Below are 25,937 nucleotides of genomic sequence, written 5' to 3'. Positions count from 1 at the left end.
GTCAGCGGCGGCTCAACCCGACGACGAGGTCCTCCTCCGCGGCCAGGACCTCGCCGGTGAAGGCCGACCGGGCGGCCGCCACCGCCGCCGGCCGGTCGCCGCCGGGCCAGAAGTGCGTCAGCATGAGCCTGCGCGCGCCGGCCCTCCGGGCCCAGAGCCCGGCCTCGGCGGAGGTCATCAGGTTGCGCGCGGGGCGTTCCGCCTCCCCGGCCCTGTCGGTGGCCTCGACGATGAACAGGTCCGCGTCGCGGCCCAGTTCCGCCAGGAGCGGGGTCGGGCCGGTGTCCCCGGTGTAGGCCAGGACGGCGTCCGCGGCCGTGAGCCGGACCCCGGCGTTCGGGACGTGGTGCGGCAGCAGCGTCCCGGTCAGCTCGAACGGCCCCACCCGGTAAGCGCCGGGCAGCGGGTGCGGGTCGAAGACGGCCCGCAGGTCCACGTCGGGTTCCAGCCCGCCGAGGCGGTCCAGGACGCCGGGCGGGCAGTACAGCGGCAGCCGCGCTCCGCCGGACCCGCCGTAGAGCCGCATGCGGAACAGGGCGTGCAGGTCGACGCAGTGGTCCGGATGCTCGTGGGTGATGACGACCGCGTCCACGTCCGCGTCCGGCCGGCGGGCGAGCAGGCGGGGGAACGTGGCGTAGCCGAGGTCGAGGACGAGCCGGAAGCCGTCCTGCTCCACCAGGAAGCCGCTGGACGCCCGGCCGGGCTCGGGGAACGCGCCGCAGCTCCCCAGCACGACGACCTGCCCGCTCACCGGCCGACGCCGTCGTCCGCGGGCCCGGGCAGGGCGCTGACGTGATGGGCCACGTGCCACCACCTGCCGTCGCGGTGGACCAGCACGTCCGTGGCCAGGCCCCGCATCGCGAACGGCACGCCGAGATGGCTGCCGCTCTCGCTCCAGCGGTAGGAGCAGACGGCGGTGGAGCCGTACGGGCGCACCACGAGGTCGTCCACCGACCACGTGTCGATCCTGGCCTCGGCGAAGAACGCGGCCGCCTCGGCGAGCAGCCCGGCGAGCCCGACGGTGCGGCCGGAGGGGCCGCCGGAAGACAGCAGGTCCGGCACCGCGAGCCCGGCGAGAGCCTCCGGGTCCCGGTCCCGCATCGCCAGCCACCACGCGGCGACGGCGTCCTGCGGCGTGCCCGTCATCGAGCCTCCTCCGCGCCCCGGAGCCGCGTGGGCGGGTGCGGCCGGTCCGCGAGGCGGGCCCGCTCCCACTCCATCGGGCACGTGGGCGCCACGTCCTCGACGCCCAGCTCGGACAGCACCCCGGCGAGCACCTGCCGCCGGTGGGCGGCGAACGTGAGCACGTGCGCGATCACGCCGCCCAGGGTGAAGCTCTGCGGTGGATGACACAGCGCGTCGACGAAGACGTCGTCCCAGGCGTCCCGCCTGCGGATGTCGTACGCGAGCGCGCGGAACTCCGCGCCCGACCGCTCCCAGCGCGTGCGCAGCCCGTCGAGCGAGCGCTCGCCCTCGGCGGGCATGTCACGGCCCGCGATCGCCGCACTCCAGACCTCCTTGGTCCAGATCAGCCGGTCGAGCATGTGGCGGGCGGTCGGCTCGGAGCCGTCGAAGGCGAGCACGACGTGGCCCGGCCGCACCTCCCGGTCGAGCTGCCCGTCGGTGAGGCGCCCGGCGTCGTCGAGCAGCCGCCCGGTCAGCCAGTGGTCGTGGTCTATCAGCCGGTCGGTCAGGTCCATAGGGGTCTCCGATGCTTCTCCGGTGACGAGCAGTCCCGCGGGCGGGTGGAAGTGGACGCCGTTCGGCGCGGGCAGCCGGAAGTCCCCGGCCGAGGCGGCGAACCCGCTCGGGGCGGTGCCGTAGGCGCGGCGGAAGGCGCGCGAGAACGCCTCGGTCGAGTCGTACGCGGCCTCGAACCCCGCCTCCGTGACGGACGTCCCCCGCGACAGCCGCCACGCGGCCCGCTCCAGCAGCAGCCGGCGGCGGAAGGCTGCCGGCGCCTCACCGAGCCCCGCCGACAGCAGCCGATCGAAGTGGAACCGGCTGAGATGGGCCCGGCCGGCGAGCTGCCAGCCGTCGAGACGCTCGTCGAGCGCGTCCAGCACCGGGTCGAGCAGGGCCCGCAGGCGATCGGGCCGAACGTTGTCCATGACCGGAATTCTCCGGCCCCGCACCCCTTTGTGGCCTGACCGCCTTTGCTCTCTTACGGAGAGCGGAGCGGGGCTCCGGGGATGGTATTCCTGTCGATCTGACAAAAAGCTAGAGTGTGGTCATGGCCGACGACCTCTGGCAGCCGCCGCGCATCCTGCTCGCGGTCGATCTGGTGATCCTGACCCTGCGCGACACGCGCCTGCACGTCCTGCTCGTCGAGCGCGGCGTCGACCCGTTCCGCGGAGCCCTCGCCCTGCCGGGCGGCTTCCTGCACGACGAGCGGGAGGACATCGAGGCGGCGGCGCGCCGGGAGTTGACGGAGGAGGCCGGCCTGTCGGAGGTGCACCTGGAACCCCTGGCCGTGTACGGGGAGCCGGGCCGCGACCCACGCGGGCGCGTCGTGTCCGTCGCCTACCTGGCCGTCGCCCCGCGCCTGCCGGAGCCCGTCGCGGGCACCGACGCAGCCAACGCCTCCTGGACGCCGGTGGACGACGCGCTGGCCCCGGGCGCGAGGCTGGCGTTCGACCATCACCGCATCCTCGCCGAGGGGGTCGAGCGCGCGCGTGCCAAGCTGGAACACACCGCTCTGGCCACCGCGTTCTGCGCCGAGACCTTCACCATCTCGGAACTCCAGCAGGTGTACGAGGCTGTCTGGGGCGTGCGCCTCGACCCCCGCAACTTCTACCGCAAAGTCCAGGGCGCCAAGGGCTTCATCGTCGCCGACGGCCCGATGCGCAAAGCCCAGAACGGGCGACCGGCGCGGCTCTTCAAGGCCGGTCCGGTCCACGTCCTCAACCCCCCGATGACTCGGCCTTAGGAGGTCGATGGTCATGATCGTGATCCTCACCGCGCTCGATCTGGAGTACCAGGCCGTCCGCGGACACCTGACCGACCCGCGCGTGCACCGCCACGCCGCCGGCACCCTCTTCGAACTCGGCCGCCTCGCAGGCGACGGGCACCGGGTGGCGCTAGGCCTGGTCGGCAAGGGCAACCACCCAGCGGCAGTGATCACCGAACGGGCGATCGCGGAGTTCTCGCCGACGGCACTGCTGTTCGTGGGGGTCGCCGGAGCCCTGTGGCCTGGCATCGGCCTCGGTGACGTGGTGGTGGCCACGCATGTGTACGCCTACCACGGCGGCACCAGCCAGGACGACGGGCTCAAGGCCCGTCCGCGGGTCTGGGAGGTCACCCATGAGACCGACCAGCTCGCTCGCCACCTGTGCCGCACCCAGTCCTGGACCCGTCACCTGCCCGTGGACGCGGCCGTGCCCGTGGTGCGCTTCGGCCCGATCGCGGCCGGAGAGGTCGTGCAGGACTCCGCGATCTCGGCGCACGCGCAGTGGGTGCGCCGGACCTACAACGACGCGCTCGCGATCGAGATGGAATCGGCCGGCGTCGCACAAGCCGCCCACCACAACAGGTCGCTGCCCATGGCCGTGGTGCGCGGCATCAGCGACCGCGCCGACGGCACCAAGACCGTGACCGACGGCCTGAACTGGCAGCCGAAGGCGGCGGCCAGCGCCGCCGCCTTCGCCGCGGCCCTGGCTCAAGAACTGGCCGTGGAGCACGAGCACCATCCGGGGAGAGAGGCGAGAGACATGAGCCAGAGCGTGCGGAACGTCGCCCGTGACAACGCCCGGGTAGGCGTGCAGGCCGGGCACATCCAGGGCGACGTCGTCATCGGACACCCGCCCCTGGGCCGGACGGCCGATCCGGCCGCCCAACTCGCCGAGCTGCGCGACCGGCTCGTCAGGGCGCGCCAGGCTCAGGAGGTGGACGAGGACACCTTCACCGCGGCGGAGGAGGAGATCGCCGTCGCCGCCGAGTCGCTGGCCGAGAGCACCCAGAGGGGCAGGAGCAAGGCGATGATCGCGCTCAGGAAACTCCGCGGGCTCCTGGCGGAGGTGGCGGAGCTGGCGGCGCACGTGTCGGCCGTCATCGCAGCCGTCCGGGGCGTCCTGTGAACGGGTCTCCGTACAGTGCGGTCAACCTCGCCGCGGACTCGGCGAACGTCGCCGTCCAGGCGGAGGCCATTCACGGACCTGTGAGCGTCTACCAAGTCGAGGCCGCCCCCTCGCCGCAGGAACTCTTCAAGGTGGGGCTCAACTTCCTGCGCGGCGGGATGGCTCCCAAGGCGCGCGAGTACATCCGCGACGCCGTGGTGCTGGGCGACTACGTCAACGGCCGCTCGTGCTTCTACCTGCTGCTGGCCCTGTTCAGCGGACGCACTCTGCAGCAGGTGCCGCCGGCGGAGATCGCCTTGCTGCGCTGCGTGCGCGGCGCCGTCAAGGACGACGACGCGTGGGCCGACGCGATCAGACTGGTCGACCACCTCCTGACGCCCCGTCCTGCTGAGAACGGTGCCGCCGACCTGGCGGAGGAGCTCAGGAAGCTGACCGACGAGCAGCGCAACGACCTCCTCCAGCACATGGAGATGTTCCTGGACAGCTCCGCGGAGGACGCCCTCTGGGCGCGCGCCTTCGACGCGGCCAGGAGCGACCGTCACGCCAACGACCGGCTGAAGCGGGCCTGGAAGTTCTTTCAGCCGGAGCCTGCCGGCGCGCGAGTGCGGCCGGCTGATCCCGTTCTGGTCGGGTTCGGCTCCTGGGCCGGAGCCACGGCGGCCACCGTGCTGGCCCTGGTCACTGTCGGCTTCATCGGCACCGTGGCATGGCAGCACACCGGCACGGGGACGGCGGCCGCCCTGCTGGCTCTAGCGGTCGGCTGCTACACCGGCGTGCGCAGCGGCGCGGAGTGGCGGTGCAGGAAGGAGCGCCGCCAGGCCAAGGACCGCGAGTATCTGCGCGGGCAGGCGGCCACCGCACGCGGCGACGGCTTCGCGAGGAAGATCGACCGGCAGTTCGACCACTATTCCGCGCGCTATACCCCGCGGGGCGCTGACCGGGCCCGCTGGCTGTCGGAGACGGCGGGCGTCCGCCGGGCCTTACGTGATGAGGTCGTCACCATCTACCGGGAAGGCACCGTCAACGACAAACGAGTCGCCTGGCTCACCAGATACCTGGTCGCCGAGGTCGCCCGGCGCTGGCGCGCGGGCACGCTGTGGGATTACCGCAAGGAACTGCGCGTTCCCCTAGCCGTGAAGGCGATGTGCGTGCTCGGTGCGGTGGTGGCGGCCACGGCGGGTGCCTTCCTGACCTGGAGCGGCGCGAACGTCAGCCTCCTCTTCGTGACGCCGGCCGCGCTCGTCGCCGTGATCTCGGTCTGGGGCGCGGCCCGTTTCTGGCTGGGCATCGACGCGGAATACAGGCGGCACTCCGCCGACGAGGCGGAGAGGGAGAGCCTGCTGGCCGGCCGCCGGGAGGCCCTGGAGCGGTGGAAGCGCAAACTCGCCGACCGGCCGGGCGATCTCGAGATCGCCCGCTGGCTGGAGTGCGACCGTAAGGCGCTGATGGAGGAGGCGATGGGCCTCTACCGCTTGAAGCGGCAGGACGTGCTGGCCCACGCCTTCATCGAGGCGCCCGCCACGCCCTCCTACGACAGGGCGCGCGTCGAAAAGGGGCCATGGCGCTATTCGAAGTACAAGATCTTGCTCTTTCTCCTCACCAAGGACGGCGTACGGCAACTGACCGTTCACCTCGACTTCAAGAAGGCCACCACCAGCAGACGGGCCCGCACCAACTACCGCTACGACGCCTTCACCTCGGTCCAGGTCGCCGAGACCGACACCGGAGAGAACGTCTTCGAGCTGACGCTGACCAACGGCGATCCGATCAAGGTCAAGGTGACCGACCCTCCCACCGAGGTCACCGAAGTCGAGGATGAGGATCCGCGAAGCGCGTCACTCGTGACTCTCGGCACGGCCGGCCTCGGCAACGCCCTGCACGTGCTGGAGGGCGTCGCAGCGGAGGGCAAGGAGTGGATCGCCTTCGAACGCCAACGCGAGAAGCTGCCCCTGGCAGAGGTGAGCGAGGCGGTGAACGCGATCTTCGCCTGACGCGCCCCGAGGGCGGGCCCGTACGTGGACACACAGCCATCGGCGGCACCGCGAACCGGTGATGCGCGGGGCCGGGTGGCGGGGGCGCCGTCAGGTTCCGGTGCGGGACAGCACCACCTTCAGGGCTCCGGTCTCCGCCGCGTCGGAGAACGTCCGGTAGGCGGCCTCCATGTCCATCAGGCCGTAACGGTGGGTGATGAACGTCGTGGGATCGAGCCGGCCCGCCGCCACCATGTCCAGCAGGGCCGGGGTCGAGTAGGTGTCGACCAGGCCGGTGGTGATGGTCAGGTTGCGGATCCACAGGTCTTCGAGGTGCAGCGTGGCCGGGGCGCCGTGGACGCCCACGTTGGCCAGGTGACCGCCGGGGCGGACCAGCCGGGTGCAGAGCTCGAAGGTCTCCGGGATGCCGACCGCTTCGATCGTCACGTCGGCGCCGAGGCCGCCGGTCAGTTCGGCGACCGCGGCGGCGGGGTCGTCGCCGGCGCCGACGAGGACGTCCGCGCCGAGTCTCTTGGCGGCCTCGAGCCGGGTCGCGGCCGGGTCGACGGCGACGATGTGGCTGGGCGTGAACAGCCGCGCGGTCGTGATGGCGGCCAGGCCGATCGGTCCCGCGCCGACCACGACGACGGTGTCGCCGGGCTGGACCCGGCCGTTGAGCACGCCGACCTCGTAGGAGGTGGGCAGGATGTCGGCGAGCATGAGCGCCGCCTCGTCGCTCACCGCCTCGGGCAGCTGATGGGTGGAGGTGTCGGCGAACGGCACGCGGACGTACTCGGCCTGGGTGCCGTCGATGCGGTGGCCGAGGATCCAGCCGCCGCCGCCCAGGCACTGCCCGTACGCGCTGGTGCGGCAGTAACGGCACCGGCCGCACGCGGTGATGCAGGAGACCAGGACGCGGTCGCCCTCCTTGACGGTGGTGACGGCGTCGCCGGTCGCCATGACGGTGCCGACGGCTTCGTGGCCGAGGATTCTGCCGGGTTCCACGGCGGGCACGTCTCCCTTGAGGATGTGCAGGTCGGTGCCGCAGATCGTGACGGCGTCCACGCGCACGACCGCGTCCGCCGGGGCGGTGAGCCGCGGGTCCGGGACCTCTTCCCAGACGCGCTTGCCGGGTCCGTTGTAGACCATCGCTTTCATGGCGACCTCCTAGTGCCTTTCTATCCACGTTCCCGCTGGTGGGCGGGGGTATGTAGGGGCGAACGTCCCGCTCTTCGGCTCCGGTCCGGCCGGCGGGTCATCGTGCGGGCGCGGTGGGCGCGGGAGCCGGGGCCGGGGCGGCCGCCAGGCGGACGCCGAACAGGATGAGAGCGCCGCCGCCGAGCAGCAGAACCGCCGTGGCCACGAGGAGCCCGGTGGTCGCCCGTTCCAGCCAGGGGAGCGTGGCGGCCGGCTGGAGGTCGGCCGTCACCCCCGGCGTGCCGTTCGCGTTCATGACGACGACGGCCCAGTCGCCGGGCCGGACGTCCCAGGTCAGGCTCCGGCTGCCGGTGGCCGCCCAGAAGGTCTGGGTGGCGGGCGGTGAGGCGGGGGCCGCGCCCGGATACCGGGTGTAGCCGGCGTCGGCGGACGCGGGCGGGAAGACGAGGTGGGCGGCCCGCTCGCGGGCGACGCCCCTCAGGTAGGCGGCCACGTCGTCCTGGCGGGCGATGCCGAGGAAGAGCGGGGTGTGGCTGCCGGACGCCTGGACGCGGACGCGGCCCACGCTCTCGCGCAGGTACGCCACACCCTGCCCGGCGATGGAGATCTCCTCGCTGGTGAGCGCGTAGGTGGAGGTGGTCAGCTGCCGCGCGCCGGCGCCGACGAACCCGCCGTCGTCGCGCGCCTGGCCGAGCAGGGCCGTGCCGGTGCCGGTGACCGCGGCGGCGATCCCGCCGAAGACCAGCAGGGAGCCCGCGGCCAGGGCCACGGCGGAGCCGGGGCGGTGCCGTACCGGGGTGCGGGCCGAGTCGGGCGGGGCTTCCAGCCGCGGCACCTCGTGACCGCCCTGCTCCAGACGGAACGGCGGGTAGGCGTCGGTCATGAGGGTGGCGTACGCGGCCAGCCGCAACGCCCAGCGGTTCATGCCGACGACCAGGTCGTGCACGCCGTACGGGTAGCGGCCGGTGAACAGCAGGCTGACCGCGGCGACGAGGACCAGGAGGCCGATGAGGCCGCCCCGGTCCAGCGTGTAGAGGACGCCGCCGCCGCCGTCGGGCAGCCCGTCGCTCCAGGCGAGGAGGCTGCCGCTGGTGAACAGGCCCACGACGAGATAGTGCGGAAGGGCCAGCAGCCACCATTTGACCAGCACCAGGCCGCGCGAGAGCCGTTCGGGGTAGTCGATCTCCAGCGTGGCCGGGTAGCCGGGGGCGGGCCCGAGGGTGAACGGCGGATAGCGGTCGGTGCCGAGCCCGCCGTAGGTGTAGTAGGCCACCCGCCAGGTCCAGCGCAGCACGCCCAGGTTGAAGGCGAAGATCGTGCGCGGGTAGCGGCCGGTGAACAGGATGGCGAAGAACGCGATGACGGTGAGGACGCCGAAGGCGATCCACAGGAAGCCGAGCGCGAGGTAGTGGGGGATCGCCAGGAACCACTTGACGAGCCACAGGCCCCGGTTCAGCGGCTCCTCGAGCCGGGCCTCCACCCGTACGGGATATGCACTCATGGGTCCAGCGCACCACCGCCTCACGCTTGCCGCCTGCGGGCGAAGGTCCTGCTTGAGCGGCCGATGGGCCCCGATAGCGCCGCCGGATTCCGGGCAGGGGCCAAGGCGTGGGGGACGGCAGGGAGAGGGGCCCGGCGAACGCCGATGGTCCCTGCCGTTGGGGGACCTCCTGCTCTGTCCGCGTCCCGGCGCGGGGCGTGTGCTGGAGGTGTGCGATCCCGACCCATGGCCCGGCTCGTGGGAGGAGGCCGTCATGAACCTGCCTGAGCGGAGGGAGAGCAAGCTCCCCTTCCCGTTCGCCTGCGGGTGGCTGTCCAGAACCGTGACACTGCCCGCGACGGCGCGGACCGACGACGTCAAGGCCGTCCACAAGGACGGTGTGAGCGTGGGCCTGGCCGAAGAGAAGGAAGAGGGCCGGCGGATCACCGTCGAGCGCTGACGTCCGGCCCGGCGTGGGGCGGAGGCATCCCCGCTCCGCGCCTGGCGGAGTGGAGGGGACGATGAACAGGCACATCGTGGTGGGCGTGGACGGATCCGCACCCGCGGCGGCGGCGGTGGAGTGGGCCGCGGCCGACGCCCGGCGCAGAGGGCTGGGCCTTCGGCTCGTGCACGTGTGCGAGCACGCGCCCCACGGCATCGACGTGCGCAAGTACTGCGAGGGGACGCTCGCCGCCGCCGCCGACCGGGCGCGGGAGCTGGCCCCGGGCGTCGGGGCGAGCACGCTGCTGCGGGCCGGGAAAGTGGCCGAGACCTTCATCGAGGAGTCGGCGGACGCCGACAGCGTGGTGCTCGGCAGCCGAGGCCGCGGCGGGTTCGCCGGGATGCTCCTCGGCTCCGTCGGGCTGGGCGTGGCCGGACACGCCGCCGGGCCGGTGGTGATCGTCCGCGGGCCCTCGGTGGCCGGTCCCGGTGAGGTGGTCGCCGGGTACGACGGTTCGGCGCACTCCGAGGCCGCGCTGCGCTACGCCATCGAGCAGGCCCGCGCCCGGGGAGGCACGCTGCGCGTCGTCTACGCCTGGCAGACGCCGGCCGTCTCCCCGTACGCCGCCGCCTACGGCGGTCTGGCGGAGGACGTCCACGAGCAGGAGATGCGGGCGGCGGCCGAGCGGGTGGCGCCCTGGCGGGAGAAGAACCCCGACGTGCGGATCGTCGACGAGCAGGAGATCGGCCACCCCGCGAGCGTCCTGATCCAGGCGGGCACGACGGCCGACCTGCTGGTCGTGGGCTCGCGCGGCCGGGGCGGCCTCGCCTCCGCCCTGCTCGGCTCGGTCAGCCACGCGGTGCTGCATCACGTGACCTGCCCGATCGCGGTGGTCCGCCCCCGCGACGAGCGGGCCTGAGCTTTCAGGGTCTTTCGCGGTGCCGTAAGCCTCTGTTCCCGCGCGGCGGGCGGGGGCGAGCGTGAAGTGGTCGGTGGAAGGAGCCGGTCATGTCAGCGGTGAACGTACGAGGACTGCGCAAGACCTACGGGACGGTGAAGGCCGTCGACGACGTGAGCTTCACCGTCGAGCGCGGCGAGGTGTTCGCCCTGCTCGGCCCGAACGGCGCGGGCAAGACCACGACGGTGGAGATCCTGGAGGGCCATCGGGACCGGGACGGCGGCGAGGTGTCGGTGCTCGGCTTCGACCCGGCCACCGGCGGCCGCCGCTACCGCGAGCGCATCGGGATCGTGCTGCAGGAGGCCGGGTTCGAGGAGGAGTTCTCCGTCTCCGAACTGGTCCGGCTGTACGCCGGCTTCTACCCGGAGTCCCGCGACCCGGACGAGGTGGTCGAGCAGGTCGGGCTCAAGGACAAGCGCGACGCCCGCGTCCGGACGTTGTCCGGCGGGCAGCGGCGCCGCCTGGACCTGGCCCTCGGGCTGGTCGGCGGGCCGGAGCTGCTGTTCCTGGACGAGCCGACCACCGGGTTCGACCCGTCGGCCCGGCACCACGCCTGGGACCTGATAGACGGCCTGCGCTCATCGGGCACGACGATCCTGCTCACCACCCACTACATGGACGAGGCCCAGCAGTTGGCCGACCGGGTGGCGGTGCTGCGCGAGGGCCGCCTGGTGGCCATCGGCGCCCCTGATGCCCTCATCGGCGCCGAGCGTACGAGCGTGCTGTCCTTCCGCTTGCCCGAGGGGACGCTCCCGGCCGACCTGCCGGCCCTCACCGGCCGCCCGGAGTCGCACGGGTCCGCCGTGTCGCTGGAGACCGCCGAGCCCGCTCGCGACCTGCACACGCTGACCGGCTGGGCGCTGGACCGCGGCACCGAGCTGACCTCGCTGACCCTGGCCAGACCGTCGCTGGAGGACGTCTATCTCGATCTGGTGAACGAGGTGTCGTCATGATCATCCGGCTGGTCCGGCACGAGACCGTCTCCTTCTTCCGCACCCCGATGGCGGCCGTCCTCACCCTGGCGATACCGCTGCTGATGATGGTGATCGTCGGCGCGGCGGTGGGCAACGCGGTCGTCGTGCCCGGCTCCGGCGTACGGGTGATGCAGTTCGTGGCGCCGGCCATGGCCGTGTTCGGCGTCGCCCAGGGCTGTTTCGGCGTGCTCGCCATGCGGCTGGCCGACCTGCGCGATCGCGGCTGGCTCAAGCGGCTGCGCGGCGCCCCGGTGCCCGCTCCGGCGGTCCTGGCCGGGCTGGCCGGCGCGTCGCTGGTGATCGCCGCGGTGACGGTCACGCTGCTGCTCACGGCCGGGGTGGTCTTCTACGACGTGCGGATCGTCTGGCGGACCCTGCCCGCGCTGCTGGTCACCCTGCTGGCGGGGACGGTCTGCTTCACCGCGCTCGGCTTCGCCGTGGTCGCGCTGGTGCGCGGCGCGGCGGCGGTGCAACTGGCCGGCACCGGGCTGGTGCTGGCGCTGGCGTTCATCTCCGACGTCATCCTCGTCGGCGCCCGGCTGCCCGCCTGGCTGGACGCGCTGGGCTGGGTCTTCCCGCTGCGGCACCTGGCCAACGCCGTCAGGGACGCCATGAACCCGTTCCTGACCGGCTCCGGCTTCGCCGCCGGCCATCTCGCGGTGGTGGCGGCCTGGGGGATCGGCGGGGCGGCGGTGGCCGTCCGGCGCTTCCGCTGGGAACCGGCCCAGGCCGGGGCCGGTGCCGTGACGCGCCGGCGGGCGGCGCGGCGGCCGGGCCTCCCCACCCCGTGGCGGCTGATCACCGCGCAGGCGGCGCACGCGGCGACCCGGTTACGCCGTGACCTGTCCACGGCGTTCTTCACCGTGGTCCTGCCGGTGCTGCTCCTCGCGCTGGTCTCGCTGATCTTCGGCGAGGCGCGGGCCTCGGGCGTGCGGCTGCCGGTGTTCATGCTCGCCGCGATGATCACGTACACGGTGGGCGTGGCCTCGTACGTCAACCTCGCCGAGACGATCAGCGGCGACCGCGAGCGCGGCGTGCTCAAGCGGCTGGCCGGCACCCCGCTGCCCCGCTGGGCCTATCACGCCGGCAACCTGACCACGGCGCTGCTGGTCATCGTGGCGACCACCGGCGTGCTGGCGGCGGTGGCCGCGCTCGGGTACGGGGTCGGGATCGAACCGGCCATGGTCCCCGGGCTGCTCGCGGCGATCGTCGTCGGCAGCGCGTGCTTCACGCTCCTCGGCGCCCTCGTGGTGGCGTTCGCGAGCAGGCAGCAGACGGTGAACGCGATCACCCTCGGGACGTTCCTGCCGCTCGCGTTCGTCTCCGACGTCTTCGTCATCGGCGGCGAGCTCCCCGGCGTGCTGCGCGCGGTCGGCGACGCGTTCCCGCTGAAGCACCTGGCCCACGCGTTCCTCGCCGTGCTGGGACCGGCGGGCGGGAGGTGGCCCTGGGCGGACCTCGCCGTGGTGGCCGGCTGGACGCTCGCCGTCGCGGCGGTCCTGGCCGTCAGGGAACGCGGGCCGGCTCTGTGGGGCGGGCCGCGCCGGTAGGGCCGGAAGTCCTTCCGGTCACCGTCGCGCGTACGGCATAAGGTCCGATGATCAGGGGACGTACGGCTCTGCATACATCCGATGAGATCGGATGTCATGAAGTCAGCTAAGAATTTGTCAGATCCCCTGGAGGGACATCATGATCACCACACACCCGACCGCCCAGGACACCGCGACCCGCCCCCGTCGTCCTGTGGACTACGTGTGGGCGATCGCCCGGATCTCGCTCGGGTGGATCTTCCTCTGGGCGTTCCTGGACAAGACCTTCGGCTTGGGGTTCGCCACTCCGGCCGAGCGGGCCTGGGTGGCGGGCGGCAGCCCGACGACCGGGTTCCTCAAGGGCACGGGCGAGAACGCGCTGGGCGGCTTCTTCGCGGCCCTGGCCGGTCAGGCGTGGGTGGACTGGTTGTTCATGGCCGGTCTGCTGGGTGTGGGCGCCGCGCTGATCTTGGGGGTGGGCCTGCGGATCGCCGCCGCGGCGGGCACCGTGATGCTGGTGCTGATGTGGGCGGCCGCGCTGCCCCTGACCACCAACCCGTTCATGGACGACCACCTGATCTACTCGATCGTCCTGATCGGCCTCGCCCTGGCGGGCGCCGGCACCACCCTCGGACTGGGCAACCTGCCCATCGTCCGGCGCACCCCCTGGCTCCAGTAGCCGGCCCCGACGCGGCCCACCCCCACCACGGGGGTGGGCCGCACCGCGTCCGGGGACTGCCGGAGGTCAGATCCGCGCCACCGCGGTACGCGTCCGGCCACGGCTGCCGCCCAGATCCACCTCGACCGCCCGCTTGGCCCTGCGCACGCCGCGGTCACCCTTCTCGATCGACCTCACCGCCCACGGCAGCGTTAGCCGCACCTCGCCGGAGGTCCTGGACGGGTCCGAGACCGCGACCCGTACCCGCTCGCCGTCGCGGCGCAGCAGCAGCGCGCACGGGCCGGAGGCGGCGAGCCGGCCGTGTGCGGTCTCGACGCTCCCCGCCCGCCAGAACACGGCGGCGAGCAGGTCGTCGCGGGCGATGGCCTGCACCGCCGCGGAGTTGGCCAGGATCTCGATCCGCTCGCCGTAGGCCGCCGTCCGCGCGGGGGAGACGCCGGGCAGCACGGCGTAGGCGTAACGCGCCCTGCGCGGATCGACCCCGTGGTCGACGACGATCGTCGTGTAGTGCCGGGTGACCGGGGTCCCGTCGCCGCCCGTGGTCGCGCCCTTGTCGATGTCGCGCCAGCGGCCGGTGCGCCTCTCGCGGATCACCTTCGCCTCGGCCCCGTCGAGCAGCGCGTAGCCGGCCACCCCGGCCAGGTGGATCCAGCCGTCGCCCCGGGACAGCGGCGGATGCTCGTCGTGGGTGTTGCGGTTCTCCACGACGGTCTCGACGCGGCGGCCGTCGGAGGCGGTGATGCCGGCACCCAGCGCGACCACCGCGTCGTCGAGCAGGAACCACACCTTCTTGGCCCGCAGCGAGGAGCCGCCGGCGACCAGCCTCATCGCCGCCGCCCCGTACTCGCCGTCGAGCGTCACGCCGCCCGCCCACGGGGTGGGGGGCAGGCGCGGCTCGCCGTGCCGGAGGTCGGCGCGCCTGCGGGTGTCCACCGTCGTGCCCGGCAGCCGGTACGGGTCGATCGTGGGCCACAGGTCGTCGTTCCAGTGGGAGAGGTCGCCGGTGTAGAGGTAGGTCATGCCGTCGCCGGTGTACCAGCCGTGCAGGTTCTCGCGGTTCATGGCCTCGGCCGCGCCGATCCGCTCCGAGCTCATCGCGATCGCGAAGGCCCAGGTGGGGCGGCGGTGGACGACCCGGTCCATGTCGGCGAAGACGTACGTGCCGGTCGTGCGCGGCCCCACCGGCACCGACGGGTCCTCCAGCAGGGCCCTGGCCCGCGCGATGGTCGCCAGCGGCGCGAGCGTGTCGTACGGGATGGACTGGTTGCGGGTGAGCCAGCCCTTCACCAGGGGCCGCCAGCGCCGGGCGTGGCGCTCCGGCGCCGCCTCCAGCAGGGTGAGGACGGCCTCGACCGTCTTCTGCCCGGCGTGGAGGTCGCGGTGGCCCTGACGGGAGATGGCCCGGCCGCGCACGCAGTCCATCATCAGCCCGTCGTAGACGAAGGGCACGAAGGAGCGGTCCACGATGTCGTAGACCTTCCCGCTGTCGCGGATCTCCCAGGGCGAGTCCGACAGCATGGCGATCAGCTTCGCCACGTTCTCCAGGTAGTCGACGCCGTAGCTGCCGGTGTAGGGGTACACGTCGTGCTGGATGAACGACCCGTCGCGGTAGAAGCCGTCACCCGGGCCCTTGGTGGTCCGCAGCAGGTCGGAGATCGCGTCCTTGGCCCGTTCGACGAGCCGGGCGTCGTGGGTGAGCAGCCCGCGCATCGCCACCGCCGTGGCCTTGCCCGCCCGGTTGGCGCCGGTCTCGACGACGCCGGGGTGACTGACGCGGCGCTCCGGGTCGGGGCACCACCGGCGTAACGGGCGAAGCCAGCGCCTGAGCCGGTCCTGGGGCAGGCCGTCGTACAGCAGCGCGCAGGTGTCGGTCAGCGCGCGGGGGACGCTGATCTCCCACCAGAACCAGTTGCTGCCCCGCGGGTCCAGGTCCTCGTGGTAGGCGTGCTCGTACAGGAAGTCCAGCGCCCTGGCCGCGGTCTCGGCCACCTGCTCGTCGCGGTGCATCGCGGTGCCGGGCGTGGCCCAGCCCAGCGCCAGGGTGCGCATGCGGTTGTAGGAGCGGTTGAAGTTGCCCGTCCGGGGGTCGTCCAGCGGCAGGTCGGGCCACAGGCCGGGGCGGTCGGGGGCGGGCCGCAGCTTGCGCAGCACCGCGTGGGCCGAGCCCTCGACCGCCTGCGTCTTGGCGGTGTGGACGACGGTGGACGACCCACCGGACAACAGGCTCACCCACCGCTCGCGCGCGGCGTCGAACGCGGCGCGGCCGGCCGCCTCCGCCGGCCCGTCCCAGAGGGCGAGGCCGGCCACGGCTCCGGCGCCCAGCAGGGCGGATCGCCGGCTGAGGGGGTGAGTCATGGCCGCCTTCCGAAATTCTGGCAAACAATCGGTCAAACGATCCTATGTCGGTGAACAGACCGGGCCTCCGCGCCGGCTCCGCGGAGGCGTGCACACCTGGCCGGTCCGCGCCTCTCGCCGACGGGCGTCAGGCGGTCGGCTCAGCCGCCTCGGCGACCGGGGCGGGGCTCAGGCGGACCCGCGTGATGGCGTGGCCGTCGACGTCCTGCACGCGCAGCCGCCAGCCGCCGGTGGCGACGGTGCCGCCGGGGGCGGTGGGCACGTGGCCGAGCAGGGCCAGGACGAGCCCGGCCACGGTGGTGTAGTCGCCGTCGGGGCGGTCCTCCAGGTGGACGCCGAGATCGGGCAGGTCGTGGACAGGGAAGGTGCCGGGCACCAGCATGCTGCCGTCGGCCTCGCGGCGGATCTCGATCACGTCGCGGTCGGTCTCGTCGTAGATCTCGCCGACGACCTCCTCCAGGAGGTCCTCCAGGGTGACGATGCCGTCGACGGAGCCGCGCTCGTCGATGACGAGGGCGAACTGCTGGCGTTCGGCCTTGAAGCGGCGCAGGGCGTCGGAGACGGCCAGGCTGTCGGGCAGCAGCAGCGGGGGACGGGCCACGTCGGCGGCGGTGACGGCGCTCTCGTCGGTCAGCAGGTCGCGCAGGTTGGCGATGCCGACGGTGTCGTCCAGGCCCCGGTTGCGGACCACGGGAGCGCGCGAGTGGCCGGAGGCGGCCAGCAGGCCGCGTGCCTCGGCGACGGCGGTGTCGGCGTACAGGGTGAAGACCTCGCGGCGGGAGACGAGGACCTCGCGCAGGACGCGCTCGCTGATCTCGACGGCGCCGGAGATGATCAGGCGCTGCTCGGGGGTGAAGCCGCGGTGGGTGGCGACGAGGTCGCGGATCTCCTCCGGGCTGATCTCCTCGCGGTGCATGCGGGGGTCGCCGCCCATGACGCGGACCGCCATGTCGGTGGACTTGGCCAGCGCCCACACGATGGGGCGGGACAGCGCGGCGATGAAGCTCAGCGGCCGGGCGACGAGCATGGCCCAGGTCTCGGCGCGCTGCATGGCGACCCGCTTGGGCGCGAGCTCGCCGAAGACCAGGGTGAGGAACGTCAGGACGATCGTCACCAGCACGATCGCCACCGGGCCGGCCGCGCCGCCGAGGAAGCCGAGCAGCGGCACCAGGGGTTCGGACAGCGTCACGGCGGCGGTGGCCGAGGCCAGGAAGCCCGCCAGGGTGATGACCAGCTGGATGGTGGCCAGGAACTGGTTGGGGTCGCGAGCCAGGCGGACCAGGGCCCGCCCGCCGGAGCCACGCTGCTCCAGCCGTCGCAGCTGGCCCTCACGCAGCGAGATCAGCGCGAGCTCGCTGCCCGCGAAGATCGCGTTGATGACGATCAGGACCACGACGAGGGCGAGCTGAAACCAATAGCCGTCCACGGCAGAAGAACTCCTTGACGAGATCCGGCACGGCGGCCGGTGAGGGGATGTGCGTCAGCCGGCCGCGCGCGGGCCGGGGCTGACGAGGCAGCCTCCGCCCGCCACGGGGCGACCTGCGCGAGCGCGCCGGCGGCTTGCGGAGCTGCCGGTCAAGGTAGTGCGCCGGGCCGGGACCCGGCTCGGTACTGCACTCCTCCACAGCTCTCCGCTCTTCGCCTGACAGCGGTCGTTACGGCGAATAACGGACGAAATATCGCCATAGTTCCGGACTGGCGGGACCGCTTGCCCCGGTCAGGCCCGCACCAGCAAGGTGGTGAGCAGGTCGTCGAGGCTGACGATGCCCGCCGCGCCGCCGTCGCCGCCGTCGTCGTCGCGGACCAGCGCGAGCTGGCTGTGGCCGGCCCGGAGCGTCGCCACCGCCTCCGCCACCGACGAGCCGGCCGGCAGGGCCGGGACGCGGTAGGCGAGCTGCTCCGCCGTGACCTCGCGGCCGCTGCGGCGGGCCAGGTAGGCGTCGCGGAGGTGGACCACGCCCAGCGGCGCCGAGGCGGGGCCGACGAGCAGGCGCGAGCGCCGGGCGGCCAGGCAGGCGTCGATCACCTCCTGGGCCGAGGCGGCGGCGGGCACGCCGACCACCCGGTCCATCGGGGTGATCAGCTCGGCGATGCCCGCGTTCGGGGCGTGCAGGGCCTGGCTGAGCACCGCGTGGTCCTCGGCCTCGATGAGGCCGAGCCTGCGCGACTCCTCCACCAGGTGCCTGAGCTGCTCGGGGGTGCGCGGGTTGGCGTCCCCCTCCCGCGGCCGCACCTTGAACAGCCGCAGCAGGCCGTCGCTGATCGTGTTCAGCACGCTGATCAGAGGGCGAACCACCAGCGTGAAGGCGCGGAACGGCAGCGCCAGGGCGGTGGCCGAGCGCTCGGGATGGGCGATCGCCCAGGACTTGGGCGCCATCTCGCCGAGCACCATGTGCAGGAAGGTCACGATGGCCAGCGCGATGACGAAGGCGACCGCGTGCGCGGCGGCCTCCGGCAGCCCCATGGCGTGGAACAGCGGGGTGAGCGTGCCGGCGATGAGCGGCTCGGAGACCACGCCGAGGCCGAGCGAGCACAGCGTGATGCCGAGCTGCGCGCCGGCGAGCATGAGCGAGAGCTCCTTGATCCCGGCCACGGCGGCCGCGGCGGCCCGGCTGCCCTGCGCGGCCGCCTTCTCCAGACGGTGGCGCTTGGCGGCGACCAGGGCGAACTCGGCGGCGACGAAGAAGCCGTTGCCGACCAGCAGGAACAGGGTGAGGGCCAGGCCCAGGGTCAGGTTCACTGCTGCTGCTCGCCTTCGTGCCGGTACGGGGTCATGCGGACGCGTCCGGGGACGTGCCGGTGGAGGGTCAGCACCTCGACGCGGACGTGTGTGGGCGCGTCCTGGTCGAGGGTGGCCGGCAGGTCGGCGGTGATGACGTCGCCGGGGACGGCGAAACGGCCCAGCCGGTGCAGGATCAGCCCGGCCAGGGTGTCGTAGTCGTCCTTGTCCGGCAGGTTCAGATCCGTGGCCAGGGCGATCTCGTCGATGCGCAGGCCCGCGTCCAGCTCCCAGCCGTCGCCGCGCCGCACCGCGGACGGCGCCGCGGCGTCGTTCTCGTCGGCGATCTCACCGACCAGCTCCTCGGCTACGTCCTCCCAGGTCACCAGCCCGGCCAGGCCGCCGTGCTCGTCCACCACGCAGGCCACCTCCTCGCCCCGCGCGTGCAGTGCGGCGGCGAGGTCGGGCAGCGGCTGCGAGAACGGCACGACCAGCACGTCCCGGGCCAGCTCGCCCACCCGGGTGGTGGCCGAGGCGCCGACCGGCACCGCGGCGACGTCACGCAGGCTGACCAGCCCCACCACGTCGTCCATCGTGGCGGTGAGCACCGGGTAGTGCGTGTGGCCGTTGGCGGCGATGAGCTCGTCCAGCTCCGCGACGGTCGCCGACACGGGCACGGCCACCACGTCGGCCCGCGGGATCATGACCTCTCCGGCCGTGTGGTCGGAGAACGCCAGCGCCCGCTCCAGCACGTCGGCGTGGCTCCCGGGCAGATGGCCGTGCGCCTCGGACTCGCCGATGATGTGGCCCAGCTCCTCCAGGGTGGCGCCGTGGTGCAGCTCCTCGACCGGCTCGATCCCCACCGCGCGCAGCAGCCGGTTGGCGGCCGAGTCGAACAGCCTGATGATCGGCCCGGCCACGGCCAGGTAGACCAGCGTGGACGTGGCCAGCGCGCGGGCCAGCGGCTCCGGCCTGGCCAGCGCCAGGTTCTTCGGGGCGAGCTCGCCGAGGATCATCTGGATGATCGTCGCCAGCGCGAACCCGATCGCCAGCGCCACCGCCCCCACAGCGGCGGGGGGCATGCCGAGCCCGGTCAGCGCGGGCGCGATCAGCTCGGCGAGTGCCGGGCGGGCGATGAAGCCGACCACGAGCGCGGTGACGGTGATGCCGAGCTGCGCGCCCGACAGCATGAACGACAGCCGCTCCATCACCTTGACGGCCTTGGCCGCCTTCTTGTCGCCCGCCGCCGCCTGCTGCGTGAGCGCGAGCCGGTCGGCGCTGACGTAGGCGAACTCCTGGGCGACGAAGTAACCGGTGGCGAGGGTGAGCACGAAGATGGCCACCAGGCCCAGCGCCACGCTCATCGCGCGACCCCCGGGCCCGGGAACGCACCTCGGCGCGCTCGCCTGTCCAGGTCCGCCGGCACCGGCACCACCATCTTTTCCCTTCCTTCCAGGCTCACCCGACATGCCGCCGGTGGAACGGCGTATGCGAGCAGGCCCCGCCCGCATACGCCGCCAGAACGCTAGCCGATCGCCCGGCATCAACCGTCAAAGGGAGGCACTTTCCCAGGCAATAAGCAGGAAAAAGGACATATGACGGTTGTAGTCGGTATCTCACCTCAACCCTGACGAAGGCCGTACGACCCGTCCCTGAGCGGGCGGCCCGAGGGCCCTTCCGGCGCTCAGTCTTCGGGGGCGGTGACGACCAGCCCCGCCCCGGCGGCGTCGTCGAAGGCGTCGTCGACGTGCACCGCCTGCCGCCCGGCGCGGGCCAGCAGGGCGGCCGCCACCGCGGCCCGGTAGCCCGTGCCGCAGTGCACCCACACCGTCCCCTCCGGCACCTCGGCCAGCCGTTCGGGCAGTTCGGGCAGCGGGAGGTGGACGGCGCCCTCGACGTGACCGGCACGCCACTCCCCGCCCAGCCGCACATCGAGCACCAGGTCGGGGGCGGGCAGGCCGGGCGGGACCCGTCCGGCGCGGGCCGCGGCCAGGTCGGCGAACGTGGCGACCGGCAGCCCGGCCAGCCGGGTCTCGTCGCCGCCCGCCCACCCCTCCGGGGCGCCGGCGGCGGCGGCGGCCGGGCGGTCGACGCCGATGCGGGCCAGCTCGCGCTGGGCGGCGGCGACCTGATCGGCGCTCTCGCCCAGCAGGGTGATGGGCGCACCCCACGGGACCAGCCAGCCCAGCCAGGTCGCCATCGGGCCGTCCAGGCCGAAGCTCAGGGTGCCGGCCAGGTGCCGGGTGGCGAAGGCCTTGCGGGAGCGCAGGTCCACCACCCACTCGCCGGCCTCGATCCGCTCGCGCAGCCGTCCGGGGTCGGCCGTCTCGACCGGGGTCAGGTCGATCGGCTCCGGGCCCGCGCTGTTGCGCGCGCCCAGATGGGCGTAGTAGGCCGGGAAGGCGTCCAGGCCCGCCAAGGTACGGGCGACGAAGTCGTCGGCCTCCAGCCGCAGCGCCGCGTTCACCCGCCGCTCGCGGCCGATGGTGGAGGACGCGGCGTCGGACTGCGTCGCGGCGCAGAAGCTGCCGAAGCCGTGGGTGGGCCAGACCTGCGCGCCGTCGGGCAGCAGGTCGGCCAGGCGGCGCACCGAGGCGTGCTGGCGGTGGGCCAGCGCGCGGGCGTGCCGCTCGCCCAGCAGGTCGGTGCGGCCGGTGGTGCCGAACAGCAGCGACCCGCCGGTGAAGACGCTCTCCGCGCCCCGGGAGCCGTACAGGACGTACGACAGGTGGTGGAAGGTGTGGCCAGGGGTGGCCACCACCGCGACGCGCATGGCGTCGGAGACGGCTATCTCGTCGCCGTCGGCGACCGGCAGCCGCTCGAAGGCGACGGTGTCGGCGCCCGCCACCAGATAGGCCGCGCCGGTCAGCCGGGCCAGCGCCAGCCCGCCGGAGACGTAGTCGTTGTGCAGGTGCGTCTCGGCCACGTGGGTGACGCGCACGCCGAGCCGGCCGGCCAGAGCCAGGACGCGGTCGACGTCGCGCTGCGGGTCGACCACCAGCGCCACCCGGCCGTCATGGGCAAGGTAGCTGCGGTCGCCCAGGGAGGAGGTCTCCACCACCTCGACGTGGATCGTGGTCATCGTGCTGCCGCCTTCGCGTGGTCGTGTCCGGTTGTCGTGCGGGCCGTCGTCGTACGGTCCCCGGCGACTGCCCGGAAAGACCGGCGACGCACCCGGACCGGCCGGGCGGGTCAGGCGCCCGGCGCCTGCTCCCGGCCCACGCCGGCGAGGACGGCCAGCAGGGCCGTCACGGACGGCAGGCGGAAGGGCGGCGCCATCGACGCCGCGTACAGCCGCCGGGCGGGCAGCGCGGGGACGGTCGGGCGCAGGGCCACGTCGGGGCGCACGGCCCGCCGCGCGAGCGTCGGCACCAGCATGATGGCGGAGCCGCCCGCGACCAGGGCCTGCTTGCCGTTCCAGTCCTCGCAGAAGAACGCCGTCCTGGGGGCCGCGCCCAGGGCCTTGGCCAGCTGGGGGATCGGGCCGAGACAGTCGGGATGGCCGCCTTCGACCCATCGCTCGCCGTGCAGGTCGGACAGCCGCACCCGGCGGTGCCGGGCCAGCGGATGGTCCGCAGGCAGGGCGACCTCGAACTCCTCGTCCAGCAGCGGCACCAGGTCGAGCGCGGTGAGGGCCTCCGGGCCGAGCGATTTGGCCGCCGGATCGTTCTTGGCCTCGGCCGGGTCGGCGTACAGGCTCCAGGCGGTGATCAGCGCGAGGTCGACCTTCCCTTCCTTGAGCGCGGTCAGCGGCCCGGCGGGATCGTCGCGCATGAGGCTGAGGGTGATCCCGGGATGGGCCAGGTCGAAACGCCGGATGACCTCGGGCGTGAAAAAGGTGTTGGCGCTGGAGAACGCCGACATCCGCAGGTCCCCGGTCTCCATGTCGGTGAAGGCCCCGAGCCGCAGTTCCAGGTCGCGCAGCCGGGCCAGGATGTCCTTCGCCTGCCGCACGACGATCTCGCCGGCGGCGGTCGGTCTGACGCCCCGGGACGTACGCCGGAACAGGCTCACGCGGAGCCGGCGCTCCAGGCCGCTGACCTGCCGGGACACGGCGGGCTGGGTCATGGACAGCGCCTCGGCCGCGGCTGAGAACGACCCGCGCTCCGCCACTTCGGCCGTGACCTGTAAGGTCCACGGATCTATCACGCCTCCATCATAGGAATATCCCTCAGATATGCGTCATGGTCATATAGCCGCTTTGACGAGAAAATGCGCATTTATCCGTCAAAGAGACGATCAGCCCGCGACGCTATGCGCCCAATGCATGGCTGCCATGAAATATCCATATTTGTGCACATAACAACTTCGGCCTGAGACTGCTGACGACGGCACTTCTCTCAGCGGAACCCCGGAGGCGGACCATGCACAGGAGCGACGGCGCGCACGGCACCGGCACGTCCATCGTCGTCATCGGCGGCTACGGCGCCGTCGGCGGTCCGACCGCCACCGCGCTCGGGACGTGGTTCCCCGGCCGCGTCGTGGCCGCGGGACGTGACCCGGCGAAGGCGGCGGACCTGACCGCGTCCACCGGGGGCGCGGTCCGGGCGGCCCGGGTCGACGTCCGCGATCCGGTGGAGGTGGACCGGCTGCTCGACGACGCGGCGGTCGTGGTGATGTGCGTGGAGCGCGCCAACGCGGCGGTGGCCCGGGCATGTCTCAGCCGCGGGGTGCACTACGTCGACATCACCGCGTCCGCCCGGCTGATCCGGGCGATCACCGCGCTGGACCCGCTCGCGCTGCGCACGGGCGCTACAGCCGTGCTCAGCGTCGGCGTGGCTCCGGGACTCACCAACCTGCTGGCCCGTCACTGCGCCGAACGCCTGCCCTCGGCCGAGGCGGTGGACATCAGCCTGCTGCTCGGGATGGGCGGCGACCACGGACCGGATTCGGTGCGCTGGATCGTCGAGCAGCTCACGGCCCCGGACCGGCCGCGCGGTCCCGCCGGGCGGCGCGCGCGGGTGCGGCTGGGGGAGCGCGAGCTCCGCACCGTCCACCCGTTCCCCTTCTCCGACCAGTACGTGATCAGCGAGACGTTGCGGGTGCCGGCCACGACGCGGATCTGTTTCGACTCGGCCTTCGTCACCTCGGCGCTCTTCGGCCTGCGGGCGGCCCGGTTCTTCGACCTGGCGCACCGGCTGCGTGCCGAACCGCTGCTCGTCTCCGCTCTCACCCGCGTCCACCTCGGCTCCGACCGGTTCGTCGTGCACGTGGCCGCGTCCGGCGCCGTGGGAGAAACGGTGTCGAGCACCGTCACGGGCCGCGACACCTGCCAGGCCACCGCTGTCGTGACGGCGGAGGTGGCCCGCCTCCTGTTCACCGAGCCGGCTCCGCCCGGGGTGGTGCACCTCGACCGGCTCCTGCCCGCCGGACCGTTCCTCGACGAACTGGCACGGCACCGGATGACCGTCGCGCACCACGACCACCACGCGGTCCGCTGACCCCGCCGGGACGGCGGCCGGCGTCAGGGGGTGTAGCGGTAGCCCATGCCGGGTTCGGTGATCAGGTGCCGGGGGTGGGCGGGGTCGCGTTCGAGCTTCTTGCGCAGCTGGGCCATGTACTGGCGCAGGTAGTGGGTCTCCTTGACGTACTGGCTGCCCCACACTTCCGTCAGCAGGTGGCGCTGGGGGACGAGCTTGCCCGGGTTGCGCAGCAGGATCTCCAGGATGTGCCATTCGGTGGGGGTGAGCCGGGGCCCGCCGGAGACGGTCTTGCGGGTCAGGTCGATGGTGTGCCCGCCGATCTCGATGCTCGCGAGTTCGGTCTCGGGGGTGGTGGCGCGGCGGGCGACGGCGCGGACCCGGGCCAGGAACTCGTCGATGGCGAACGGTTTCGTCACGTAGTCGTCGGCGCCGGCGTCCAGGGCTTCGATCTTGTCGTGGCTGTCGGCGCGGCCGGACAGCACGACGATGGGGGTGCGGGTCCAGCCGCGCAGGCCGTGGATGACGTCCACGCCGTCGAGGTCGGGCAGGCCGAGGTCGAGCACGATCAGGTCGGGGTGCCATTCGGCGGCCTGGCGCAGGGCGGAGGCGCCGTCGGCGGCGAGGGCGACGTCGTAGTGGCGGGCGGTCAGGTTGATGCGCAGGGCGCGCAGGATCTGCGGTTCGTCGTCGACGATGAGGATCTTGGTCATGGCGTCGTGGCGGCGGTGTGGACGGACATGCTGACGATCATGGTGAGGCCGCCTCCCGGGGTCTCCTCGAGCGCCGCCCATGGCCTCGGTCAGGGCGACGGCGACGCGTTCGCGGCGCGGCGGCCTTCGCTGAGCATGGCGTAGGTCTTGCCGACGTACCACGTCATCAACGTACCGGTTGCGATGACCGGAGCCTCCCCGCCGGGTTCGCCGTGTCCAGCGGGATCGGCGTGAACATGGGCGGCTCCTCCTCCGGCGTCAGCGCCGTGGGGCCGTAGATCCAGTCGGTGAACGAGTAGTCGTAGGGGTCGCGGGCCCGCAGCAGCGCGTTGCGCTGGAGGCGGGGCAGGCCGTCCAGGTGCCACAGCTCGCCCCAGGCTCGGGCCGTGGTCAGCACGCGCCGGCAGTGCTCGGGGCGGACGGCCTCGTAGGCCGCGAGCGCGCCCTGCCAGTCGATCGCGCCGTCCTCGGCGCGGCGGGCGGCGACGTGCCTGGCGAGCACCCAGCCGTCCTCGATGGCCATGATCGCGCCCTGCGCCATGTACTGCAGCGGCGGATGCGCGGCGTCGCCGAGCAGCGCGACGTTGCCGTGGACCCAGGTCATGAGGGGATCGCGGTCGTACATCCGCCACCAGCGGTCGCGCCACATCAGCGGGATGCCGGCCCGCACGTCCGGGCAGGTCGCGGCGAAGGCGCTGTCGAGCTCGTCGGGGGTGCCCCAGTCCTCCTCGCCGGCGACGGCCTTGGGCGACTGGAAGACCGCGACCTGGTTGAGCATCTCGCCGCCGCGCAGCCCGTACCGCACGAAGTGGCAGCGCGGTCCGACGTGGACCGAGACCTCGCTGAGGTCGACGTCGCGCCCGGCCTGCCCGATGGGCAGGGCGGCGCGGTAGGCGACGTAGGAGGAGCTGACCGGCTCGTCGTCGGTCAGGAGCCGGCGGGCGACGGAGTGCAGGCCGTCGGCGGCGATGACGATCCGCCCCTCGTCGGCGCGGCCGTCCGCCAGCAGCACCCGGGCCCCGGACGGGGTGTTCTCGTAGCCGGTGACGCGGGCGTCGGTGACCAGGTCCACTCCCTCGCGACGGCAGGCGCGCAGGAAGACGCCGTGCAGGTCGCTGCGGTGGATGACCAGGTACGGGAAGCCGTACACGCGTTCCAGGTCGGTCAGGTCCAGGCGGGTCAGCTCGCCGCCGTCCACGGCGTCGCGCATCACCATGCTCCTCGGCAGCACGCCGAGGCTCTTGGCCTCGTCGAGCAGGCCGTAGTCGTGCAGGATCCGGGTGCAGTTGGGCGCGATCTGGAGGCCGGCGCCGACCTCGCCGAACGCGCCGGCCCGCTCCAGCACGCGCACCCGCAGGCCCTCGCGGGCCAGGGCGTAGGCGGCGCTCAGGCCGCCGATGCCGCCTCCGACGATCAGGACGTCGGCGGGGTTCGCGGGCGGGGGTGTCATCTCATGCTCTCCTC

General features: G+C 73.1%; 22 protein-coding genes. 9 read left to right on the top strand and 13 right to left on the bottom strand.

The features are described from left to right. Nucleotide 1 precedes the first annotated feature (1 nt). From ACQEUU_RS24995 to ACQEUU_RS24985, 3 genes are read right to left on the bottom strand one after another with little or no spacing between them, the layout of a single operon-like run. Nucleotides 2-751, bottom strand: coding sequence for an MBL fold metallo-hydrolase (locus ACQEUU_RS24995; protein WP_433070088.1), 750 nt, complete (start codon nucleotides 749-751; stop codon nucleotides 2-4). Then, nucleotides 748-1,146 carry a nuclear transport factor 2 family protein gene (locus ACQEUU_RS24990; RefSeq protein ID WP_433070085.1) on the bottom strand — a complete coding sequence of 133 codons (399 nt, stop codon included), beginning with the start codon at nucleotides 1,144-1,146 and terminating at the stop codon, nucleotides 748-750. Before ACQEUU_RS24990 ends, ACQEUU_RS24995 begins: the two co-directional genes overlap by 4 nt. Further along, entirely contained in the window at nucleotides 1,143-2,111 is a 969-nt protein-coding gene (locus ACQEUU_RS24985) for a helix-turn-helix domain-containing protein (RefSeq protein ID WP_433070082.1), read from the bottom strand. Before ACQEUU_RS24985 ends, ACQEUU_RS24990 begins: the two co-directional genes overlap by 4 nt. 122 nt (nucleotides 2,112-2,233) lie before the next feature. Between ACQEUU_RS24985 and ACQEUU_RS24980 the strand changes: the two genes are divergently transcribed. From ACQEUU_RS24980 to ACQEUU_RS24970, 3 genes are all read left to right on the top strand, one after another. After that, on the top strand, nucleotides 2,234-2,929 hold the full coding sequence (locus ACQEUU_RS24980) for an NUDIX hydrolase (protein WP_433070079.1): 696 nt from the start codon (nucleotides 2,234-2,236) through the stop codon (nucleotides 2,927-2,929). A gap of 7 nt (nucleotides 2,930-2,936) precedes the next feature. Next, nucleotides 2,937-4,076, top strand: coding sequence for a purine phosphorylase (locus ACQEUU_RS24975; protein WP_433070077.1), 1,140 nt, complete (start codon nucleotides 2,937-2,939; stop codon nucleotides 4,074-4,076). Nucleotides 4,077-4,156: 80 nt separating this feature from the next. Further along, nucleotides 4,157-6,067, top strand: coding sequence for a hypothetical protein (locus ACQEUU_RS24970; RefSeq protein WP_433070075.1), 1,911 nt, complete (start codon nucleotides 4,157-4,159; stop codon nucleotides 6,065-6,067). Nucleotides 6,068-6,157: 90 nt separating this feature from the next. Here ACQEUU_RS24970 and ACQEUU_RS24965 read toward each other — a convergent pair whose 3' ends face one another. Further along, entirely contained in the window at nucleotides 6,158-7,204 is a 1,047-nt protein-coding gene (locus tag ACQEUU_RS24965) for a zinc-dependent alcohol dehydrogenase family protein (RefSeq protein ID WP_433070072.1), read from the bottom strand. Between the two features lie 97 nt (nucleotides 7,205-7,301). Then, nucleotides 7,302-8,705 (bottom strand): DUF4389 domain-containing protein, encoded by a 1,404-nt coding sequence (locus ACQEUU_RS24960; RefSeq protein WP_433070069.1) that lies wholly within the window; start codon nucleotides 8,703-8,705, stop codon nucleotides 7,302-7,304. A gap of 253 nt (nucleotides 8,706-8,958) precedes the next feature. Between ACQEUU_RS24960 and ACQEUU_RS24955 the strand changes: the two genes are divergently transcribed. From ACQEUU_RS24955 to ACQEUU_RS24935, 5 genes are all read left to right on the top strand, one after another. After that, a complete protein-coding gene (locus tag ACQEUU_RS24955) occupies nucleotides 8,959-9,144 on the top strand; it encodes a hypothetical protein (protein ID WP_433070066.1) in 186 nt (61 codons plus the stop codon). 61 nt (nucleotides 9,145-9,205) lie between these two features. After that, complete coding sequence (locus ACQEUU_RS24950; protein ID WP_433070063.1) at nucleotides 9,206-10,045, top strand: universal stress protein; 840 nt, start codon at nucleotides 9,206-9,208, stop codon at nucleotides 10,043-10,045. 89 nt (nucleotides 10,046-10,134) lie between these two features. Continuing rightward, on the top strand, nucleotides 10,135-11,037 hold the full coding sequence (locus tag ACQEUU_RS24945; RefSeq protein WP_433070060.1) for an ABC transporter ATP-binding protein: 903 nt from the start codon (nucleotides 10,135-10,137) through the stop codon (nucleotides 11,035-11,037). Next, entirely contained in the window at nucleotides 11,034-12,608 is a 1,575-nt protein-coding gene (locus tag ACQEUU_RS24940; protein WP_433070057.1) for an ABC transporter permease, read from the top strand. The genes ACQEUU_RS24945 and ACQEUU_RS24940 overlap by 4 nt, the downstream gene beginning before the upstream one ends. 139 nt (nucleotides 12,609-12,747) lie before the next feature. Next, nucleotides 12,748-13,266, top strand: a complete 519-nt coding sequence (locus ACQEUU_RS24935; RefSeq protein ID WP_433070054.1) for a hypothetical protein — start codon at nucleotides 12,748-12,750, stop codon at nucleotides 13,264-13,266. A gap of 66 nt (nucleotides 13,267-13,332) precedes the next feature. Here ACQEUU_RS24935 and ACQEUU_RS24930 read toward each other — a convergent pair whose 3' ends face one another. From ACQEUU_RS24930 to ACQEUU_RS24905, 6 genes are all read right to left on the bottom strand, one after another. Beyond that, the gene (locus ACQEUU_RS24930) at nucleotides 13,333-15,621 is read right to left on the bottom strand and encodes a polysaccharide lyase 8 family protein (RefSeq protein ID WP_433070051.1); all 2,289 of its coding nucleotides are present in this window, start codon (nucleotides 15,619-15,621) and stop codon (nucleotides 13,333-13,335) included. A gap of 127 nt (nucleotides 15,622-15,748) precedes the next feature. Further along, a complete protein-coding gene (locus tag ACQEUU_RS24925) occupies nucleotides 15,749-17,047 on the bottom strand; it encodes a hemolysin family protein (protein ID WP_433070048.1) in 1,299 nt (432 codons plus the stop codon). A 291-nt stretch (nucleotides 17,048-17,338) separates the two neighbouring features. Next, nucleotides 17,339-18,361 carry a hemolysin family protein gene (locus ACQEUU_RS24920; RefSeq protein WP_433070045.1) on the bottom strand — a complete coding sequence of 341 codons (1,023 nt, stop codon included), beginning with the start codon at nucleotides 18,359-18,361 and terminating at the stop codon, nucleotides 17,339-17,341. Beyond that, entirely contained in the window at nucleotides 18,358-19,704 is a 1,347-nt protein-coding gene (locus ACQEUU_RS24915; protein WP_433070042.1) for a hemolysin family protein, read from the bottom strand. The genes ACQEUU_RS24920 and ACQEUU_RS24915 overlap by 4 nt, the downstream gene beginning before the upstream one ends. Before the next feature lie 320 nt (nucleotides 19,705-20,024). Continuing rightward, nucleotides 20,025-21,422 carry an MBL fold metallo-hydrolase gene (locus ACQEUU_RS24910; RefSeq protein WP_433070039.1) on the bottom strand — a complete coding sequence of 466 codons (1,398 nt, stop codon included), beginning with the start codon at nucleotides 21,420-21,422 and terminating at the stop codon, nucleotides 20,025-20,027. A 110-nt stretch (nucleotides 21,423-21,532) separates the two neighbouring features. Then, nucleotides 21,533-22,489 (bottom strand): LysR family transcriptional regulator, encoded by a 957-nt coding sequence (locus ACQEUU_RS24905; protein WP_433070036.1) that lies wholly within the window; start codon nucleotides 22,487-22,489, stop codon nucleotides 21,533-21,535. A 215-nt stretch (nucleotides 22,490-22,704) separates the two neighbouring features. Between ACQEUU_RS24905 and ACQEUU_RS24900 the strand changes: the two genes are divergently transcribed. After that, a complete protein-coding gene (locus tag ACQEUU_RS24900; protein WP_433070033.1) occupies nucleotides 22,705-23,781 on the top strand; it encodes a saccharopine dehydrogenase family protein in 1,077 nt (358 codons plus the stop codon). 23 nt (nucleotides 23,782-23,804) lie between these two features. On the opposite strand, the gene ACQEUU_RS24895 is transcribed toward ACQEUU_RS24900, so the two are convergent. Both ACQEUU_RS24895 and ACQEUU_RS24890 read right to left on the bottom strand, forming a co-directional pair. After that, nucleotides 23,805-24,473, bottom strand: a complete 669-nt coding sequence (locus tag ACQEUU_RS24895; protein WP_433070031.1) for a response regulator — start codon at nucleotides 24,471-24,473, stop codon at nucleotides 23,805-23,807. 166 nt (nucleotides 24,474-24,639) lie between these two features. Continuing rightward, nucleotides 24,640-25,923 (bottom strand): FAD-dependent oxidoreductase, encoded by a 1,284-nt coding sequence (locus tag ACQEUU_RS24890; RefSeq protein WP_433070029.1) that lies wholly within the window; start codon nucleotides 25,921-25,923, stop codon nucleotides 24,640-24,642. Nucleotides 25,924-25,937 lie beyond the last annotated feature (14 nt).

The sequence above is a fragment of the Nonomuraea sp. CA-218870 genome, assembly GCF_050936535.1.
In the GTDB taxonomy this organism is placed as follows: Bacteria; Actinomycetota; Actinomycetes; order Streptosporangiales; family Streptosporangiaceae; genus Nonomuraea; species Nonomuraea corallina.
The sequence above is the reverse complement of the archived record's forward strand: the minus strand, read 5'-3'. Positions and strand labels throughout refer to the sequence as shown.

Bases quoted from the DNA above. Each gene is read 5' to 3' on its own strand.
- ACQEUU_RS24910 (WP_433070039.1), bottom strand. From the start codon at position 21,422: ATGACCACGATCCACGTCGAGGTGGTGGAGACCTCCTCCCTGGGCGAC.
- ACQEUU_RS24945 (WP_433070060.1), top strand. From the start codon at position 10,135: ATGTCAGCGGTGAACGTACGAGGACTGCGCAAGACCTACGGGACGGTG.
- ACQEUU_RS24930 (WP_433070051.1), bottom strand. From the start codon at position 15,621: ATGACTCACCCCCTCAGCCGGCGATCCGCCCTGCTGGGCGCCGGAGCC.
- ACQEUU_RS24890 (WP_433070029.1), bottom strand. From the start codon at position 25,923: ATGACACCCCCGCCCGCGAACCCCGCCGACGTCCTGATCGTCGGAGGC.
- ACQEUU_RS24955 (WP_433070066.1), top strand. From the start codon at position 8,959: ATGAACCTGCCTGAGCGGAGGGAGAGCAAGCTCCCCTTCCCGTTCGCC.
- ACQEUU_RS24990 (WP_433070085.1), bottom strand. From the start codon at position 1,146: ATGACGGGCACGCCGCAGGACGCCGTCGCCGCGTGGTGGCTGGCGATG.
- ACQEUU_RS24975 (WP_433070077.1), top strand. From the start codon at position 2,937: ATGGTCATGATCGTGATCCTCACCGCGCTCGATCTGGAGTACCAGGCC.
- ACQEUU_RS24900 (WP_433070033.1), top strand. From the start codon at position 22,705: ATGCACAGGAGCGACGGCGCGCACGGCACCGGCACGTCCATCGTCGTC.
- ACQEUU_RS24950 (WP_433070063.1), top strand. From the start codon at position 9,206: ATGAACAGGCACATCGTGGTGGGCGTGGACGGATCCGCACCCGCGGCG.
- ACQEUU_RS24980 (WP_433070079.1), top strand. From the start codon at position 2,234: ATGGCCGACGACCTCTGGCAGCCGCCGCGCATCCTGCTCGCGGTCGAT.
- ACQEUU_RS24965 (WP_433070072.1), bottom strand. From the start codon at position 7,204: ATGAAAGCGATGGTCTACAACGGACCCGGCAAGCGCGTCTGGGAAGAG.
- ACQEUU_RS24935 (WP_433070054.1), top strand. From the start codon at position 12,748: ATGATCACCACACACCCGACCGCCCAGGACACCGCGACCCGCCCCCGT.
- ACQEUU_RS24895 (WP_433070031.1), bottom strand. From the start codon at position 24,473: ATGACCAAGATCCTCATCGTCGACGACGAACCGCAGATCCTGCGCGCC.
- ACQEUU_RS24985 (WP_433070082.1), bottom strand. From the start codon at position 2,111: ATGGACAACGTTCGGCCCGATCGCCTGCGGGCCCTGCTCGACCCGGTG.
- ACQEUU_RS24960 (WP_433070069.1), bottom strand. From the start codon at position 8,705: ATGAGTGCATATCCCGTACGGGTGGAGGCCCGGCTCGAGGAGCCGCTG.
- ACQEUU_RS24915 (WP_433070042.1), bottom strand. From the start codon at position 19,704: ATGAGCGTGGCGCTGGGCCTGGTGGCCATCTTCGTGCTCACCCTCGCC.
- ACQEUU_RS24940 (WP_433070057.1), top strand. From the start codon at position 11,034: ATGATCATCCGGCTGGTCCGGCACGAGACCGTCTCCTTCTTCCGCACC.